Here is a 16,457-nt window from a genome sequence, read left to right on the forward strand (position 1 = left end):
GACACGGCCCCGAACCACCACCCGGCGGTCGGACGGAGGCTACGGCGTGCCACCCCCCACGCTCGGCTGCTCCTCCCCCGCCTCGCGGCGGGCGAGGCGGCTGTGATTGCGGCCGTACAGGAAGTAGACGAGGAAGCCGACGGCCATCCAGATGGCGAAGCGGACCCACGTCTCGGCCGGGAGGTTGATCATCAACCACAGCGACGCGCACACCGACAGGATCGGGATGACCGGCACCCACGGCGTGCGGAACGCCCGGGGCAGGTCGGGCCGGGTCTTGCGCAGGATGATCACGCCGATCGCGACGACCACGAAGGCGAACAGCGTGCCGATGTTCACCAGGGCGGCGAGCTCGGTCAGTGGCGTGAACCCGGCGAGGACGGCGATGATCACGCCGAGCAGGATGGTCGGCCGGTGCGGCGTCTTGAACCGCGGGTGCACGTGCGAGAAGAACCGCGGGAGCAGCCCGTCCCGGCTCATCGCGAAGAACACCCGGGTCTGCCCGAGCAGCAGGATCATGCACACCGTCGTCAGGCCGACCGCGGCGCCGAAGCTGATGAAGCCCGCGAACCACGGATGCCCGGTGGCCTTGAACGCGTCGGCGAGCGGCGCGTCCACGTCCAGCTTGGTGTAGTGCTGCATACCGGTGACGACGATCGACACGAGGACGTACAGCGTCGTGCAGATGATGAGGGAGCCGATGATGCCGCGCGGCATGTCCCGCTGCGGGTTCTTCGTCTCCTCCGCGGCCGTGGCCACGACGTCGAATCCGATGAAGGCGAAGAACACGACCGAGGCGGCGGTGAAGATGCCCATCACTCCGAAGTTGGAGGGTGCCCAGCCGAACATCAGCTGGATCAGCGGCGAGTCCAGACTGGACCCGGCCTCCACGGGCTTCGCCTTGGGGATGAACGGGTCGTAGTTCTTCCCCTCGATGAGGAACGCGCCCGCGACGATCACCACGAGGACGACCGTCACCTTGATGGCGACGACGAGCGAGGTGATCCGCGCGGACAGCTTCATGCCGATCACGAGAATGGCCGTGAGAACGAGGACCAGCACGGCGGCGAGGATGTCGAAGCCGAAGACATCGGAGCCCTCACGGCTGCCCAGCCCCGCGGGCATCGTCCAGCCCGCGTTCTCCATGAGCGACTGGATGTAGCCGGACCAGCCGACGGCCACCACCGCCGTCCCCAGCGCGAACTCGAGGACCAGGTCCCAGCCGATGATCCAGGCGGGAAGCTCCCCGAGGGAGGCGTACGAGAACGTGTAGGCGGACCCGGCGACCGGAACCGTGGAGGCGAACTCGGCGTAGCACAGCGCGGCCAGCGCACAGGCGACGCCGGCGGCCACGAACGCCAGGGCGACCGCGGGCCCCGCGTTGTCCTTGGCGACTGTGCCGGTGAGTACGAAGATGCCGGTACCGATGATCACACCGACGCCGAAGACGGTCAGATCCAGCGCGGACAAGGACTTCTTGAGCGCGTGCTCTGGCTCCTCGGTGTCGAGGATGGACTGCTCGACCTTCTTCGTCCGGAAGAGGGTGCTGCTCACGGGGTACCTCCCACGCTTGTCGTCCTCGACATGATCGAGAGGTGGCACCATCCGTATGCCCCGGCACGGACCGATTCACGCCAATGGGCCGGTTCCACCACCCTCACGGTGGTGGAACCGGCCCATCTCGAACCCGCTCAGTCGCGCGCGGCGTCCACGGCGTCCGCCGCACTGCGCTCGAAGCGCCCGTCCAGCTTGGCGACCAGCCCGGTCACCTGCCGGGCGATGTCCGGCGCGGTCAGACCGATCTCGGCCAGTACCTCCGCACGCGAGGCGTGGTCGAGGAAGCGCGGCGGGATGCCGAAGTCGCGCAGCGGGACATCCACACCCGCGTCACGCAGCGCCTGCGCGATCGCCGAGCCGACGCCGCCGACACGGCTGTTGTCCTCGACGGTGACGACCACGCGGTGCTGCTCGGCGAGCGGGGCCATGGCCTCGTCGACGGGCTTGACCCAGCGCGGGTCGACGACGGTCGTGGAGATGCCCTGCCGGTCGAGCAGGGCGGCGATCTCCAGGCACATCGGCGCGAGGGCGCCGACGGAGACCAGCAGCACGTCCGGACGGTCGGTGCCGGGCTCGCGCAGGACGTCCATGCCGCCGACGCGCCGCACGGCGGGCACGGCGGGACCGACGGCCCCCTTGGAGAAGCGGACCACGGTCGGCGCGTCGTCGACGGCGACGGCCTCACGCAGCTGGGCGCGCACCTGGTCGGCGTCGCGCGGGGCGGCCAGCCGCAGCCCCGGGACGACCTGGAGGATGGACATGTCCCACATGCCGTTGTGGGAGGCGCCGTCGGTGCCGGTGACACCGGCCCGGTCCAGGACGAAGGTCACGCCGCACTTGTGCAGCGCCACATCCATCAGGACCTGGTCGAAGGCGCGGTTGAGGAACGTGGCGTAGACGGCGAACACCGGGTGCACGCCGCCCGTGGCCAGGCCGGCCGCGGAGACGGCGCCGTGCTGTTCGGCGATGCCGACGTCGTAGACCCGCTGGGGGAAGCGCTTGGCGAACTTGTCCAGGCCGACCGGCTGGAGCATCGCGGCCGTGATGGCGACGATGTCCTCGCGCTCCTCGCCGAGCTTGACCATCTCCTCGCCGAACACGGAGGTCCAGTCGGCGCCGGAGCTGGCGATCGGCAGGCCCGTGTCGGGGTGGATCTTGCCGACGGCGTGGAAACGGTCCGCCTCGTCCTGGAGGGCGGGCTGGTAGCCGCGGCCCTTCTCGGTGAGGCAGTGCACGATGACCGGCCCGCCGAACCGCTTGGCCTTGGCGAGCGCGGACTCCAGGGCCTCCAGGTCGTGCCCGTCGATCGGGCCGACGTACTTCAGGCCGAGGTCCTCGAACATGCCCTGCGGGGCGATGAAGTCCTTCAGCCCCTTCTTGGCGCCGTGCAGGGTGTCGTAGAGCGGCCGTCCGACGACGGGCGTGCGCTCCAGGACCTCCTTGGTGCGGGCGAGGAAGCGCTCGTAGCCGTCGGTGGTGCGCAGGGTCGCCAGGTGGTTGGCGAGACCGCCGATGGTCGGCGCGTAGGAGCGCTCGTTGTCGTTGACGACGATGACGAGCGGGCGGTCCTTGGCGTCGGCGATGTTGTTCAGCGCCTCCCAGGCCATGCCGCCGGTCAGGGCGCCGTCACCGATCACGGCCACGACGTGGTCGTCGCGCTCCATGATCTGGTTGGCCTTGGCGATGCCGTCGGCCCAGCCGAGGACGGTCGAGGCGTGCGAGTTCTCGATGACGTCGTGCTCGGACTCGGCCTGGGAGGGGTAGCCGGACAGGCCGCCCTTCATCTTCAGCTTCGAGAAGTCCTGGCGGCCGGTGAGCAGCTTGTGGACATAGGACTGGTGGCCGGTGTCCCAGAGCACCTTGTCCTTGGGCGAGTCGAAGACCCGGTGCAGGGCGATGGTGAGCTCCACCACGCCGAGGTTGGGGCCGAGGTGACCGCCGGTCTTGGAGACCGCTTCGACGAGGAAGCTCCGGATCTCCTCCGCCAGCTGGTTCAGCTCCTCCAGGTTGAGCCGGTCCAGATCGCGCGGTCCCCTGATACGGGTCAGCAGCGGCACCCGTGCCTCCTTGCAGTAGAGCTGTTGCCGGGCTTGTCGAGTCTAATGTTCCGCCTTCGCGGGCGGCGCCGAGGCTGTGCGTCGTACGTCACGCGTTCGGCCCTACCCATGGTGCGCCACGCCTACGACACAACTGTGCCCGGCACCTCGAAGGTGCCGGGCACAGACGGGTTTGCGCGGGTGCTACGCGCGCCCGGCGGTCTTCTGCGTCCTGCGCGTCACGGCGTCGATGACGACCGTGGCCAGCAGCACACCACCGGTGATCATGTACTGCACCGGGGAGGCGATGCCCTCCAGGGCGAGGCCGTACTGGATGGACACGATCACCAGGACACCGAGCAGCGCGTTCCAGGTGCGTCCACGGCCGCCGAACAGCGACGTACCGCCGATGACCGCCGCGGCGATCGCGTTCATCAGCAGGTCACCGCCACCGGCGCCCTGGTTGGCGGCGGCGATCTTGGACGCGATGAACAGGCCGCCGACCGCGGCGAAGGTGCCGGAGATGGCGAACACGGAGATCCGGACCCGCTCCACGTTGATACCGGCCCGGCGGGACGCCTCCACGCTGCCGCCGAGCGCGAACACCTTGCGGCCGTAGGCCGTGCGGCGCAGCACGAAGTCCGTGACCAGCAGCACCACGATGAAGATCACCACGGCGAGCGGCAGGCCCTTGTACTGGTTGAAGACGATGGCGGCGGTGAAGGCGAGCACCGCCAGCAGCACGGTCCGCACGATGGTCTCGCTCAGCGGCCGCGACGGCACGCCCGCGGCCTCGCGGCGCCGGTTGCCGAGGAAGGAACTGACGAAGAACCCGGCGGTCACGACCGCGGCCAGGCCGTAAGCGGCGGCCACGTCGGAGAAGTAGTAGCTGGTCAGCTGAACCACGACCCCGTCCGGGTCGAGGTTGATCGTGCCGTTGTCGCCGAGGATCTGGAGCATGAGGCCGTTCCAGAACAGCAGACCGGCCAGGGTGACGGCGAATGCGGGGACGCCGATCTTCGCGAAGAAGAAGCCGTGCAGCACACCGGCGACGGTGCCGGTGAGGATGGCCAGCACGAAGGCGAGCCACTCGTTCATGCCGTTGGTGACGTTCAGCACCGCGAAACTCGCACCCGCGACACCGGACACCGAGCCGACCGACAGGTCGATCTCGCCGAGCAGCAGCACGAAGACGATGCCGACGGCGATCATGCCCGTGCCGACCATGGCGACGGACATGTCGGACAGGTTGCCCGCGGTGAGGAAGTTGGAGTTCAGGCTCGTGAAGATGAGCCAGATGATCGCCAGGCCGATGACGACCGGGATGGAGCCCAGGTCACCGGACTTCATCTTCCGCTTGAATTCGGTGACGTAGCCCTTGAGGCCCTGCTCGCGCACCAGCAGCCGGGGGTCGACGACCGTGACGGCGGCCTTGGCCGCCTCGGGGTTCTCCACGACGTGGTCGTCGGGAGCCGTGGAGGTCTTGTCGATGCTCACTTGGAAACCTCCCCGTTCGTGCGCGCCGCACGGCGGGTCACGGCGTTGTCGGTGGCGCCGGTGATGGCGGAGATGATCTCTTCCTGCGAGGTCGACTTGACCTCGAAGACGCCGTTGTTGCGGCCGAGGCGCAGCACGGCGACCTTGTCCGCGACGGCCTTCACGTCGGCCATGTTGTGGCTGATGAGGATCACGGCGTGGCCGCGCTCGCGCAGCCGCTCGACCAGGTCGAGGACCTGGGCGGTCTGCTCGACGCCGAGGGCGGCGGTGGGCTCGTCGAGGATGACCAGCTTGGGCTCGCCGAGCATGGAGCGGGCGATGGCCACGGTCTGGCGCTGACCGCCGGAGAGCGAGGCGATCGGGATGCGCACGCTGGGGATGCGGATCGACAGCGTGTCGAGGAGCTCGCGGGAGCGGCGCTCCATCTCCACCTCGTCCAGGACGCCGCGCTTGCGGATCTCCCGGCCCAGGTAGAGGTTGCCGACGACGTCGATGTTGTCGCAGAGCGCGAGGTCCTGGTAGACGGTCGCGATGCCCAGGTTCTGGGCGTCGTGCGGCTTGTTGATCTGGACGGACCTGCCGTCCCATTCGATGACGCCCTCATCGATGGGGTGCACGCCGGCGATCGTCTTGACCAGCGTGGACTTTCCGGCGCCGTTGTCGCCCACCAGGGCGACCACTTCACCGGCGTGGACCTCAAGCTCTACGTCGGTGAGCGCCTGAACGGCACCGAACCGCTTGGAGACCCCGCGCAACGCCAGCACGGGCGTAGCGGACACGTGAACCATCTCCTTCGCCGCCTGACCCGGCGGGAGGTTGTGCAGAAGGGTGGGAGGAGTGATCACTCCGGCGCCCCGAATAGCTTGCGGGGCTGATGTGGCGGGGCACCGGAGGAACTCGGGGGGCGAACCGGTCCCCGCATGGAGTCACGGGAGTCCGGCTCGGACTCCCGTGCTCGCAGGGACGTGGCGGTTGCCTACTTGAGACCGATCTTGTCGCAGGCGGCCTTGTACTTGCCCGTGCAGATCTCGTTCACGGTGTAGATGCCGTCCTTGATGACGGTGTCCTTGATGTTGTCCTTCGTCAGCGAGACGACCGGGACGAGGACGGACGGGACGGCCTTGGTGGTCGGGCTGTCGACCTTGTCCTTGGCGATCGAGTCGAGCGACTTGCCCTGGGCGAGGGCGACGGCCATCTCAGCCGCGACGTCCGCCTCCTGCGGGTAGGGCTTGTAGACGCTCATGTACTGCTCACCGGTGACGATGCGCTGCACACCCGCGAGCTCGGCGTCCTGGCCGGTGACGGGGATGTCGGCGATGCCGGCGCCCTTCAGGGCGGTGATGATGCCGCCCGCCATGCCGTCGTTGGCGGAGTAGACGCCGACGATCTTGTCCTTGCCGAGGGCGGAGATGGCACCCTCCATGTTGGAGTTGGCGTTCTCCGGCTTCCACTCCTTGGTGTCGTACTCGCGGCCGATCTTGACCTTGCCGTCGAGCACGGAGTGGGCGCCCTGCTTGAACTGGGCGGCGTTCGGGTCGGTGGAGGACCCGTTCATCATGACGATCTGGCCGTCCTTGGCCTTGTCGCCGAGGGCCTTCAGCAGGGCCTCGCCCTGGGTCTTGCCGACGGTGACGTTGTCGAACGAGGTGTAGGCGTCGATCGGGCCCTCGGCCAGGCGGTCGTAGGCGACGACGGGGATGCCCGCGTCCTTGGCCTTCTTCACCGAACCGGCGATGGCCTTGGAGTCCACGGCGTCCACGATCAGCACGTCGACCTTGTTGGTCACCATCGCGTCGACCTGCTGGTTCTGCGTGCTGGCGTCCTGCTTGGCGTTGGCGTACTCGACCTTGCCCTTGCCGTCGGTGAGCTCCTTGACCTTCTTCTCGATGAGAACCCGGTCGAACTTCTCGTAACGGGCGGTCGCGTTCTCGGGAAGGAGCAGGCCGACCTTGATGTCGTCGCCCTTCTTGGCGGACCCGGAGGAGTCGGCCTTGTCGCCCGACTCCTTGGCGCTGCCACAGGCAGCAAGCGAAACGGCCATCGCACCGGCGGCAACAGCAACAGCGGCGCGACGCATACGCGTGTTCACTTCAGAAACCTCCCTGACGAGGCCGCGACATTGCGGCCGAGGTGGCTGGAAGTCAACTCGGCCACACGTGCGACGTCAAGAAGTAAATCCTTAACGAGATGGCAACGGTGCCATCCGTTCTCTAAGTGAAGGCAGGGGTGGCTGCCCGCAGCGCGCCGGGTGCGGTTCCGTCCAGAAGGGTCGAATCGCCCATCTCGCTGAGGGCGAGAGCGAGCGCTCCGAGCACCTCCGCACGGCCTCCGAGGGCACCGGGGAGAACGGACAAATGGCGTGCCGCACTGGGGATCGCGTAGCGGCCGACGGACTCCCGGATCGGCCCGAGCACCAGCTCACCGGCCTCGGCGAGATCACCGCCGAGGACCACCCGGCTCGGGTTCAGCAAGTTGCAGAGATTGGCCACTCCACTGCCGATGTGGCGGCCGACGTCGGCGATCACCCGACGGCAGCCCGGGTCTCCGTCCCGTGCGAGCCGTACGACGCCTTCCATGGTCAGATCGGTGCCGTGACTGGACTGGAGGAGCGGGAGCACGTAGCGCGCGGCCGCGAAGGTCTCCAGGCAGCCGCGGTTGCCGCAACGGCAGACCGGGCCGGACTCATCGAGTGTAATATGTCCGATTTCTCCGGCGGTGCCGCCGGGGCCGCGGTAGATCCTGCCGCTGATCACCAGGCCGGCGCCGACGCCGCTGGCGACCTTGATGTACGCCAGGTCGCGCACGCCTCGTCCGCTGCCCCAGACCATCTCGCCGAGGGCGCCGAGGTTGGCGTCGTTGTCCACGTGCACGGGGACGCCGAGGCGGCCGCCCAGCTCCTCGGCGGGCTTGGTGCCGGTCCAGCCGGGGAGGATGGCGGTCGAGCCGAGGGTGCCGGACTCGACGTCGATGGGGCCGGGGACGCCGAGGCCGACGCCGGCGATCTTGGTGCGGTCGACGCCGGTGGCTTCCATCAGGCGGGTGACCAGTTGTTCCGCGCGGTCGAAGCCCTGGGTGGACGAGGCGTCGACGTCGAGGGGCTCGGACTCCTCCGCCAGGACCTGGTGGGCGAGGTTGCCGATGGCGACGCGGAGGTGGGTGTGGCCGAAGTCGACGCCGATGACGATGCCGGCGTCGCCGCTCAGCGACACGCTGCGGGCGCGGCGGCCGCCCGCGGAGGTCGGTGTGACCTCGACGGTGCCGCCGTCCTTCAACTCCCGGACGATGTTGGAGACCGTGGCCGCGGACAGGCCTGTCGTCCGCGCGATCTCGGCCTGGGTGAGGGAACCCGCCAAGCGCACGGCCCGTACGACCCGCTCGAGGTTGGCTCGGTGCAGCGATGACTGCGACCCCGGAGTCTCCACGACGACCTCCTGCGCGCGGGGCCGCATCGATGAGGCCCCGTCTATGTCCAACTAGTGAACTCTAAGCTGAGCCGTTCGGGTTGCCTCCCGTCAAGAGGTTGAACTGATTCCGGGGTGTGTACGAGTCGTTGCGGAGCGCTATGTGGGGGTACGCGCTTTCTGCCTGCGGCGCTTGTGCGGCGGGGTGGGGGTGCGGGTGGCTGCGCCGATCGCCGGGTGGTGGGTCGGGGCCGCGCCGGGGGGTGTCCGTCCTCGGAACGTCGCGATGGGCTCGGACGCCGACTGACTGTGCGTTGACGCGACAACCGCTGCGGGCGGACACCCCCCGACACGACCCCTTGCGTACGACGGCGGGTGCGGGTGCATGGGGCTCCCGTCCTAGCTGCGGGCATGCGTGCCGCTGGGGGCGGCACGGCCCGGGCTACTTCAACGCCCCCGCAGTAAGCCCCTGCACCACCTGCCGCTGGAAGACGATGTACGCGGCGAGCACCGGCAGCATCGCCATCACCAGGCCCGCGAAGAGGCCCGACCAGTCGCCCTTGTAGCCCTGGCTGACCGCCAGCTGGACCAGGCCCTGAGTGAGGACCCGCTTGTCGGGGTCGGTGTTGAGGACCGTGGGGAGCATGTACTGGTTCCACTGGCCCAGGAAGTTGAAGATGCCGACACTGATCAGGCCCGGCTTGGCCATGGGCAGCATGATCTGGAAGAACGTGCGGCTGTGGGAAGCGCCGTCCACGAAGGCCGCTTCGGCGATGGACGTCGGCAGGGTGCGGAAGAACGCCGTGAGGAAGAACACCGTGAACGGCAACGAGTAGGCGATGTAGACCAGGATCAGGCCGTGGATGGTGTTCAGCAGGCCCATGTTGTTCACGACGTAGAACAGCGGGACCAGCGCGAGCATGATCGGGAAGCTCATGCCGCCGATGAACAGGAAGTAGATGAAGCGGTTGCCCGGGAAGTCGAACCGGGCCAGGACGTAGGCCGCCATGGAGCCGAGGACCAGCGTGCCGATGAGTGAACCGCCCACCACGAGGACCGTGTTGAGGAAGTAGTCGCTCATGTTGGCCTGGGTCCACGCCCGTGACCAGTTGTCGAAGTGCAGGGAGTCCGGGAGCGACCAGGGGGAGCTGAAGATGGAGCGGTCGTCCTTGAAGGACGTCATGACCGCCCAGAGCAGCGGCATGACCACCATGACCGCCCAGATGACCAGGACGCCGTGGGAGAAGACGTTGAGGACCGTGCCCTCCTTCTTCTCCTTCGCGGGAGGCGGCGGCGCGAGGTCCGCCTTGGTGATCGGGGCTCCGGACTCGGCCGGGAGCGGCGCGGGGGTTTCGGTCGTCTTCATGGGTCAGTACTCCAGCCGCTCGCGACGGCCCAGCCGCATCACCACGGCGGCGAAGGCCAGCGTGACGACGAGCAGGGCGACACCGATGGTGGTGGCGTAGGCGGCCTGCCCGTCACGGAACGCCTTCTGGTACACGTACAGGACCATGACGGTGGTCGAGTAGTCGGGACCGCCCGGCCCGGTAGTCATGATCTGCACGACCGCGAACGACTCGGCGCCCAGGGCGAGGATGCCCATGTAGACCCAGCCGGACTGCACCGTGTCCCACAGGAGGGGCAGGGTGATCCGGAAGAACGTGGTGAAGCGGTTGGCGCCGTCCAGCAGGGCCGCCTCGTACATGTCCGAGGGGATGGAGGCCATCCCGGCGGAGAAGAGGACCACGAAGAAGCCGACCGTGGACCAGACGAGGACCCCCATCACGGCCCAGAGGGCCAGGTCGGGGTCGCCCAGCCAGAGCGGCTGGAGGTTGTCGAGGCCGATGCCGCGCAGCAGCGAGTTGATCGCGCCGCTGTCCGGGTTGTACGCGAACGCGAACAGCAGCGCGACGATGGCGATCGAGAGGACCTGCGGGAAGAAGTAGACGATCTTGTAGAACGAGGAGCCCCGGACACCGGTGACCACCGGGCCGTTCCTTCTCTTTCTGCCGCCCACGTTGATCATGAAGGCGAAGAACAGCGCGAGGCCGATCGTCACCACCGGCAGCAGGAGGGCGAACAGCAGGCTGTGCTGCAACGACTTCCAGAAGATGTCGTCGTCGAGCATCCGGCTGTAGTTGTCGAAACCGACCATCTTGAATTCGGGGCTCAGACCGGTCCAGTCCGTGAACGAGTAATAGATGGACTGGATGAACGGCCAGACCACGAAGAGCGCGTACAGTCCCAGGGGCAACGCGAGGAAGCCCACGATGAACCGGTACTTGCCGTGCTGCATCGCCACTCCGGTGCCGTGTGCGGAATATGGGTTTTCCGGTGCCGTTACTGGTGCTTGTAGTGCTTGATGGAGTCGTCCTTGGCGGCCTCGTCGGCAAAGCCCTGGATCTTCTTGATGGCCTCGGCCGGGGTCAGGCGGCCGGCCATCATCTCGCCCAGGCCGGAAACGCCGATCTTCTCCTTCTGCAGCTGCACGTACCAGTCCTGCATACGGGGATTCACCACGTTCTCGCCGGCCTTGTCCAGTGCCGCGACGCCGGATTTCAGACCGGGGGTGAGGGCGATGCCGTCGGTGCCGCCGTTGTACGCGGTCAGCGACTTCACCTTGCCGGTGAAGTTCTTCGAGGAGGCCTCGCTGAGCATGATGCGCAGCTGCTCCATGCCGCCGGGAGCGTTCTTCGCCTTGGCCGGGACGATGAAGGGCTCGCCGCCGGAGGCCCAGATGGTGCCGAACGGCATCTTGTCGGAGGAGTCGATGCCGGTGGGCGCGGACACGGCCAGGTCGAAGTCCTCCGGGATGACGTTCGCCGACTCGTTCTCCACCCAGGAGCCGTTCGGGATGAACAGCGCCTTGCCCTCGGCCCAGGCCGTCTGCGACTGGATGTGGTCCAGGCCGGGGGTGCCCTTGAGGACGTAGCCCTTCTTGTAGAGCTCGTAGTACGCCTCGAAGCAGGCCTTGACGGCCGGGTGCTTCCAGGCGTTCGGCTCCAGGTTGTCGATCGCGTCGAGGACCTCGCGGCCGCCGACCTTCCCGATCATCGGGTAGAGCGAGAAGGGGATGTAATACGGGTATTTGCCCGCGTACGTCCAGCCCGCCATGCCCTTCTTCTTGGCCTTCGCGCAGACCGCGAGCATCTGGTCCCAGGTCTCGGGGTACTGCTCGTCGAGCGAGTCCAGGGCCTTCTGCGAGTACCAGACGCCGTACACCGTGTAGGCGTAGTAGAGGATCCAGACCTTCTCGCCGTCGAACTGGCCCATCTCCACGATGCCGGGGCGCAGCGTGTCGCGGACCTTCTTGCCCGGGTCGTCGTAGGAGGGCGCGTCCAGCAGCGGGGTGAGGTCGGTGAGCTGGTTCTTGCCGACCAGGACGCCCATGTCCATCTGCTCGGCGCCGGAGTTGTCGATGAGGTCCGGCGGGGTGCCCTGGTTGAAGCGGGGCTGCAGGGTGGACTGGATCTTCTGGGTGGCGGAGAACTTCACCTGGACCTCGGGGAAGTTCTTCTCGTAGATCTTCACGGCGTCCTCGGCGTATTCCTTGCCGAAACCGCCGTCGAACAGGACGAATTCCATGCCGGCCGTGTCGTTGACGGCGAGCGGGTTCTTCGCGGTCTTCTTGCCGGCCTTGGCCTTGTCGCCACTGTCGTCGCCGCCGCTGCTCGCACAGGCGGACAGGAAGCTCACGGTGGGGACGGAGATCAGCCCGAGCGCGGCGGACCTCTTGATCAGATCACGGCGGCCGACACCCTCGGTGCCGTGGTTCTCGGCGGAAGTGGATCCCATGCTCAAGTCCTCGCCTTCTCCAGGACTCAGGCGGTGAACCGGATCCTCCCGGCACCGCGATCGGGTCACGCTGGGTCGTGCAGGAACGTGCGGGTGGTGATGTGCAGATCGGGTGAAGCGTGCGACAGGTATAGTCCACTTCCCGCCAGCGGATCAACATCGAACACAGAGTTGGCCGCGGGTCTTATCCGAGTTGAGACCTCGCGGAAGTATGGACGGCCTGTGGGTGCTCCGCCGGAAAAATCCCGGCCACGGCGCCCGAATGCCACAGGCAACACCCTTGACACTCCCTGCCACTTGGGCGGCTACTGGTCCTTGCGCAACGAAGGTGACAACGTTGTCCACTGCGCAGGGAGGGTACCCGTTGACGCAACGGAAAGCTCGGCACAGATGGGGTTCGGCGGTCGTGTCGGCGACCGCCTTCGCTTTGGCCCTTGCCTCACAGGGCGTTGCAGTCGCACTGCCACAGGACCCGGGCGAGCCCGATCGGGGGTTCACCTCCTCCTTCGAGGCGGACGACCCGGTTCCGGACTGGTTGAACACCGTCGACACCGCCCCCGACGGCGGCAAGCGGGCCTCGGGCGTCGACGGCGGCTACAGCAGCGGCATACCGGGCAACGTGACCGACCGCGTCACGGACGTCCGGGCCAGTGCGGAGAACACGGGCGGCGGCGAGGTGAAGGAGAACCTCGCCGACGGCGAACCGAGCACCAAGTGGCTCACCTTCGAGGCCTCCGGCTGGGTCGAGTTCGACCTGGACAAGCCGGCCACATTGGCACGTTATGCGCTGACGTCGGCCAACGACCACGCCGAGCGTGACCCGAAGGACTGGGCCCTGAAGGGCTCCGCCGACGGCAAGGAGTGGAAGACCCTGGACACCCGCTCCGGCGAGACCTTCCCCGAGCGGTTCCGGACGCAGACGTACGACCTCGTCGAACCCGGTGAGTACCGGCACTTCCGGCTGGACGTCACCGGCAACAACGGGGGTGACATCCTCCAGCTCGCCGACCTCCAGCTGTCCACGGGCGGCACCGGCGGGCCCGTCCCGCAGGACATGCTCTCCCTGGTCGACCGCGGGCCCAGCGGCTCCCCCACCGCCAAGGCGGGCGCCGGGTTCACCGGGAAGCGGGCCCTGCGGTACGCCGGCCGGCACACCGCCGCGGGGCGGGCGTACTCGTACAACAAGATCTTCGACGTGAACGTGGCCGTCGGCCGGAACACGCGGCTGGCCTACCGCGTCTTCCCGTCGATGGCGGACGGCGACCTCGACTACGACGCCACCCACGTCTCCGTCGACCTCGCCTTCACCGACGGCACCCATCTGAGCGACCTGCGCGCCACCGACCAGCACGGCTTCCCGCTGACCCCGCGGGGGCAGGGCGCGGCCAAGATCCTCTACGTCAACCAGTGGAACCACGTGGCCTCGCGGATCGGGTCGGTCGCGGCCGGGAAGACCGTGGACCGGATCCTCGTGGCGTACGACTCCCCCAAGGGACCGGCGCGGTTCCGGGGCTGGCTGGACGACATCGCAATCGAGTCCGTCGCGCCCGAGCGGCCGAAGGCGCACCTGTCCGACTACGCGGTGACGACCCGGGGCACCCACTCCAGCGGCGGCTTCTCACGGGGCAACAACTTCCCGGCGACGGCGGTGCCGCACGGCTTCAACTTCTGGACGCCGGTGACCAACGCGGGTTCGCTCAGCTGGCTGTACGACTACGCGCGGGCGAACAACGCGGACAACCTGCCGACCATCCAGGCGTTCAGCGCCAGCCACGAACCGAGCCCCTGGATGGGTGACCGGCAGACCTTCCAGGTCATGCCGTCCGCGGCCGCCGGGACCCCGGAGTACGGGCGGGAGGCCAGGGAGCTGGCCTTCCGGCACGAGAACGAGACGGCGCGCCCGTACTACTACGGGGTGCGGTTCGAGAACGGCCTGAAGGCCGAGATGGCGCCGGCCGACCACGCGGCGGTGCTGCGCTTCACCTACCCCGGCGACGACGCGAACGTCCTCTTCGACAACGTGACGGACCAGGCGGGCCTGACGCTCGACGAGGAGAACGGGATCGTCACCGGCTACTCGGACGTGAAGTCCGGTCTGTCGACGGGCGCGACGCGGCTGTTCGTCCACGGCGAGTTCGACCAGCCGGTGACCGAAGGCGCCTCCAGCGGCGTCAAGGGCCACCTGCGCTTCAAGGCCGAGAACCGGACCGTCACCCTGCGCCTGGCGACCTCGCTCATCAGCCTCGACCAGGCCGAGGACAACCTCCGCCAGGAGATCCCCCGGGGCCGGTCCTTCGAAGCGGTGAAGAAGAGCGCCCAGCGGCAGTGGGACCGGCTGCTCGGCAGGGTCGAGGTCGAGGGCGCGACCCCCGACCAGCTGACGACGCTGTACTCCAGCCTGTACCGGCTCTACCTGTACCCGAACTCCGGTTTCGAGAAGGTCGGCGGGAAGCACCAGTACGCCTCGCCCTTCTCCCCCATGCCGAACCCGGACACCCCGACGCACACCGGCGCGAAGATCGTCGAGGGCGAGGTGTACGTCAACAACGGGTTCTGGGACACCTACCGGACGACCTGGCCCGCCTACTCGCTGCTGACCCCGTCCCGGGCGGGCGAGCTGGTCGACGGGTTCGTGCAGCAGTACAAGGACGGCGGCTGGACGTCGCGCTGGTCCTCCCCCGGCTACGCGGACCTTATGACGGGCACGTCCTCGGACGTGGCGTTCGCGGACGCTTACGTCAAGGGCGTCGGCTTCGACGCGAAGGCGGCCTACGAGGCGGCGGTGAAGAACGCCACGGTCGTACCGCCGAACCCGGGCGTCGGCCGCAAGGGCATGGCCACCTCCCCCTTCCTCGGCTACACGAGCACCGAGACCCACGAGGGCCTGTCCTGGGCGCTGGAGGGCTACCTCAACGACTACGGCATCTCCCGCATGGGCCGAAAGCTCTACGAGGAGACCGGCGAACGGCGCTACAAGGAGGAGTCGGAGTACTTCCTGAACCGCGCCCGGGACTACGTGAACCTCTTCGACGAGAAGGCAGGGTTCTTCCAGGGCCGCGACGCCAAGGGCGGCTGGCGGGTGGAGTCGTCGACGTACGACCCGCGGGTGTGGGGGTACGACTACACCGAGACAAACGGGTACGGGTATGCATTCACCGCGCCGCAGGACAGCCGGGGCCTGGCGAACCTGTACGGCGGCCGGAAGGGTCTCGCGGACAAGCTCGACGACTACTTCTCCACCCCGGAGACGGCCTCCCCCGAGTTCGTCGGCTCCTACGGCGGTGTCATCCACGAGATGACCGAGGCGCGGGACGTCCGGATGGGCATGTACGGGCACTCCAACCAGGTCGCCCACCACGCGATCTACATGTACGACGCGGCCGGGCAGCCCTGGAAGGCGCAGGAGAAGGTCCGCGAGGTGCTGTCGCGGCTGTACACGGGCAGCGAGATCGGGCAGGGCTACCACGGCGACGAGGACAACGGCGAGCAGTCGGCCTGGTTCCTGTTCTCGGCGCTCGGCTTCTACCCGCTGGTGCTGGGCAGCGGCGAGTACGCGATCGGCTCACCCCTGTTCACCGAGGCGACCGTGCATCTGGAGAACGGGCGCGAGCTGGTGGTGAAGGCGCCCCGCAACAGCGCGAAGAACGTCTATGTGCAGGGGCTGAAGGTCAACGGCCGGAGCTGGACGAAGACGTCGCTGCCGCACTCGCTGGTGGCCCGGGGCGGTGTCCTGGAGTTCGACATGGGCCCGCGGCCGTCGTCCTGGGGCACGGGCGAGCACGCGGCGCCCGTGTCGATCACCCGGGACGACGAGGTGCCGGCGCCGCGCGGGGACGTGCTGAAGGGTGACGGCGCCCTGTTCGACGACACGTCGGCGACGGACGCGAGGGTGACCTCCGTGGACCTGCCGGTCTCCGAGGGCGCCGAGGCGGTGCAGTACACGCTGACGTCGTCGGCGGACCGGGCGAAGGCACCGGCCGGGTGGACGCTCCAGGGCTCCTCCGACGGGACGGCCTGGCGGACGCTGGACCGGCGCTCCGGTGAGTCCTTCGCGTGGGACAGACAGACCCGCGCGTTCTCCGTGAGGTCGCCGGGTACGTACCAGAGGTACCGCCTGGTCCTCGACGGTGAGGCCACTCTGGCGGAGGTCGAACTGCTCTCCTGAGCAGCA

The 16,457-nt window shown here is 68.2% G+C and carries 10 protein-coding genes; 1 reads left to right on the forward strand and 9 read right to left on the reverse strand.

From position 1 onward, the window contains the following. Positions 1-39: 39 nt before the first annotated feature. The 9 genes from ADK65_RS01215 to ngcE all read right to left on the reverse strand — a co-directional run bounded on the left by ADK65_RS01215 (position 40) and on the right by ngcE (position 12,286). Entirely contained in the window at positions 40-1,554 is a 1,515-nt protein-coding gene (locus tag ADK65_RS01215; RefSeq protein ID WP_053667865.1) for an amino acid permease, read from the reverse strand. Between the two features lie 137 nt (positions 1,555-1,691). After that, entirely contained in the window at positions 1,692-3,614 is a 1,923-nt protein-coding gene (gene dxs, locus ADK65_RS01220) for a 1-deoxy-D-xylulose-5-phosphate synthase (RefSeq protein ID WP_053667866.1), read from the reverse strand. 183 nt (positions 3,615-3,797) lie between these two features. Beyond that, complete coding sequence (locus ADK65_RS01225; protein ID WP_053667867.1) at positions 3,798-5,090, reverse strand: sugar ABC transporter permease; 1,293 nt, start codon at positions 5,088-5,090, stop codon at positions 3,798-3,800. Further along, entirely contained in the window at positions 5,087-5,878 is a 792-nt protein-coding gene (locus ADK65_RS01230) for an ATP-binding cassette domain-containing protein (RefSeq protein WP_010033972.1), read from the reverse strand. The genes ADK65_RS01225 and ADK65_RS01230 overlap by 4 nt, the downstream gene beginning before the upstream one ends. Before the next feature lie 188 nt (positions 5,879-6,066). Continuing rightward, a complete protein-coding gene (locus ADK65_RS01235) occupies positions 6,067-7,167 on the reverse strand; it encodes a sugar ABC transporter substrate-binding protein (protein ID WP_053667868.1) in 1,101 nt (366 codons plus the stop codon). Between the two features lie 133 nt (positions 7,168-7,300). Beyond that, positions 7,301-8,512, reverse strand: coding sequence for an ROK family transcriptional regulator (locus tag ADK65_RS01240; protein ID WP_053668005.1), 1,212 nt, complete (start codon positions 8,510-8,512; stop codon positions 7,301-7,303). Positions 8,513-8,933: 421 nt separating this feature from the next. Continuing rightward, the gene (locus ADK65_RS01245; RefSeq protein WP_053667869.1) at positions 8,934-9,857 is read right to left on the reverse strand and encodes a carbohydrate ABC transporter permease; all 924 of its coding nucleotides are present in this window, start codon (positions 9,855-9,857) and stop codon (positions 8,934-8,936) included. 3 nt (positions 9,858-9,860) lie between these two features. After that, positions 9,861-10,787 (reverse strand): carbohydrate ABC transporter permease, encoded by a 927-nt coding sequence (locus ADK65_RS01250; protein ID WP_053667870.1) that lies wholly within the window; start codon positions 10,785-10,787, stop codon positions 9,861-9,863. A 44-nt stretch (positions 10,788-10,831) separates the two neighbouring features. After that, entirely contained in the window at positions 10,832-12,286 is a 1,455-nt protein-coding gene (gene ngcE, locus ADK65_RS01255) for an N-acetylglucosamine/diacetylchitobiose ABC transporter substrate-binding protein (RefSeq protein WP_053667871.1), read from the reverse strand. 427 nt (positions 12,287-12,713) lie between these two features. On the opposite strand from ngcE, the gene ADK65_RS01260 reads away from it, so the two are divergent. Beyond that, positions 12,714-16,451: a GH92 family glycosyl hydrolase gene (locus tag ADK65_RS01260; protein WP_053668006.1), complete on the forward strand. Its 3,738-nt coding sequence runs from the start codon at positions 12,714-12,716 to the stop codon at positions 16,449-16,451. Positions 16,452-16,457: the final 6 nt, after the last annotated feature.

The organism is Streptomyces sp. NRRL B-1140 (assembly GCF_001280065.1).
Taxonomy (GTDB): domain Bacteria; phylum Actinomycetota; class Actinomycetes; order Streptomycetales; family Streptomycetaceae; genus Streptomyces.

Bases quoted from the DNA above. Each gene is read 5' to 3' on its own strand.
- ADK65_RS01230 (WP_010033972.1), bottom strand. From the start codon at position 5,878: ATGGTTCACGTGTCCGCTACGCCCGTGCTGGCGTTGCGCGGGGTCTCC.
- ADK65_RS01235 (WP_053667868.1), bottom strand. From the start codon at position 7,167: ATGCGTCGCGCCGCTGTTGCTGTTGCCGCCGGTGCGATGGCCGTTTCG.
- ADK65_RS01245 (WP_053667869.1), bottom strand. From the start codon at position 9,857: ATGAAGACGACCGAAACCCCCGCGCCGCTCCCGGCCGAGTCCGGAGCC.
- ADK65_RS01250 (WP_053667870.1), bottom strand. From the start codon at position 10,787: ATGCAGCACGGCAAGTACCGGTTCATCGTGGGCTTCCTCGCGTTGCCC.
- ngcE (WP_053667871.1), bottom strand. From the start codon at position 12,286: ATGGGATCCACTTCCGCCGAGAACCACGGCACCGAGGGTGTCGGCCGC.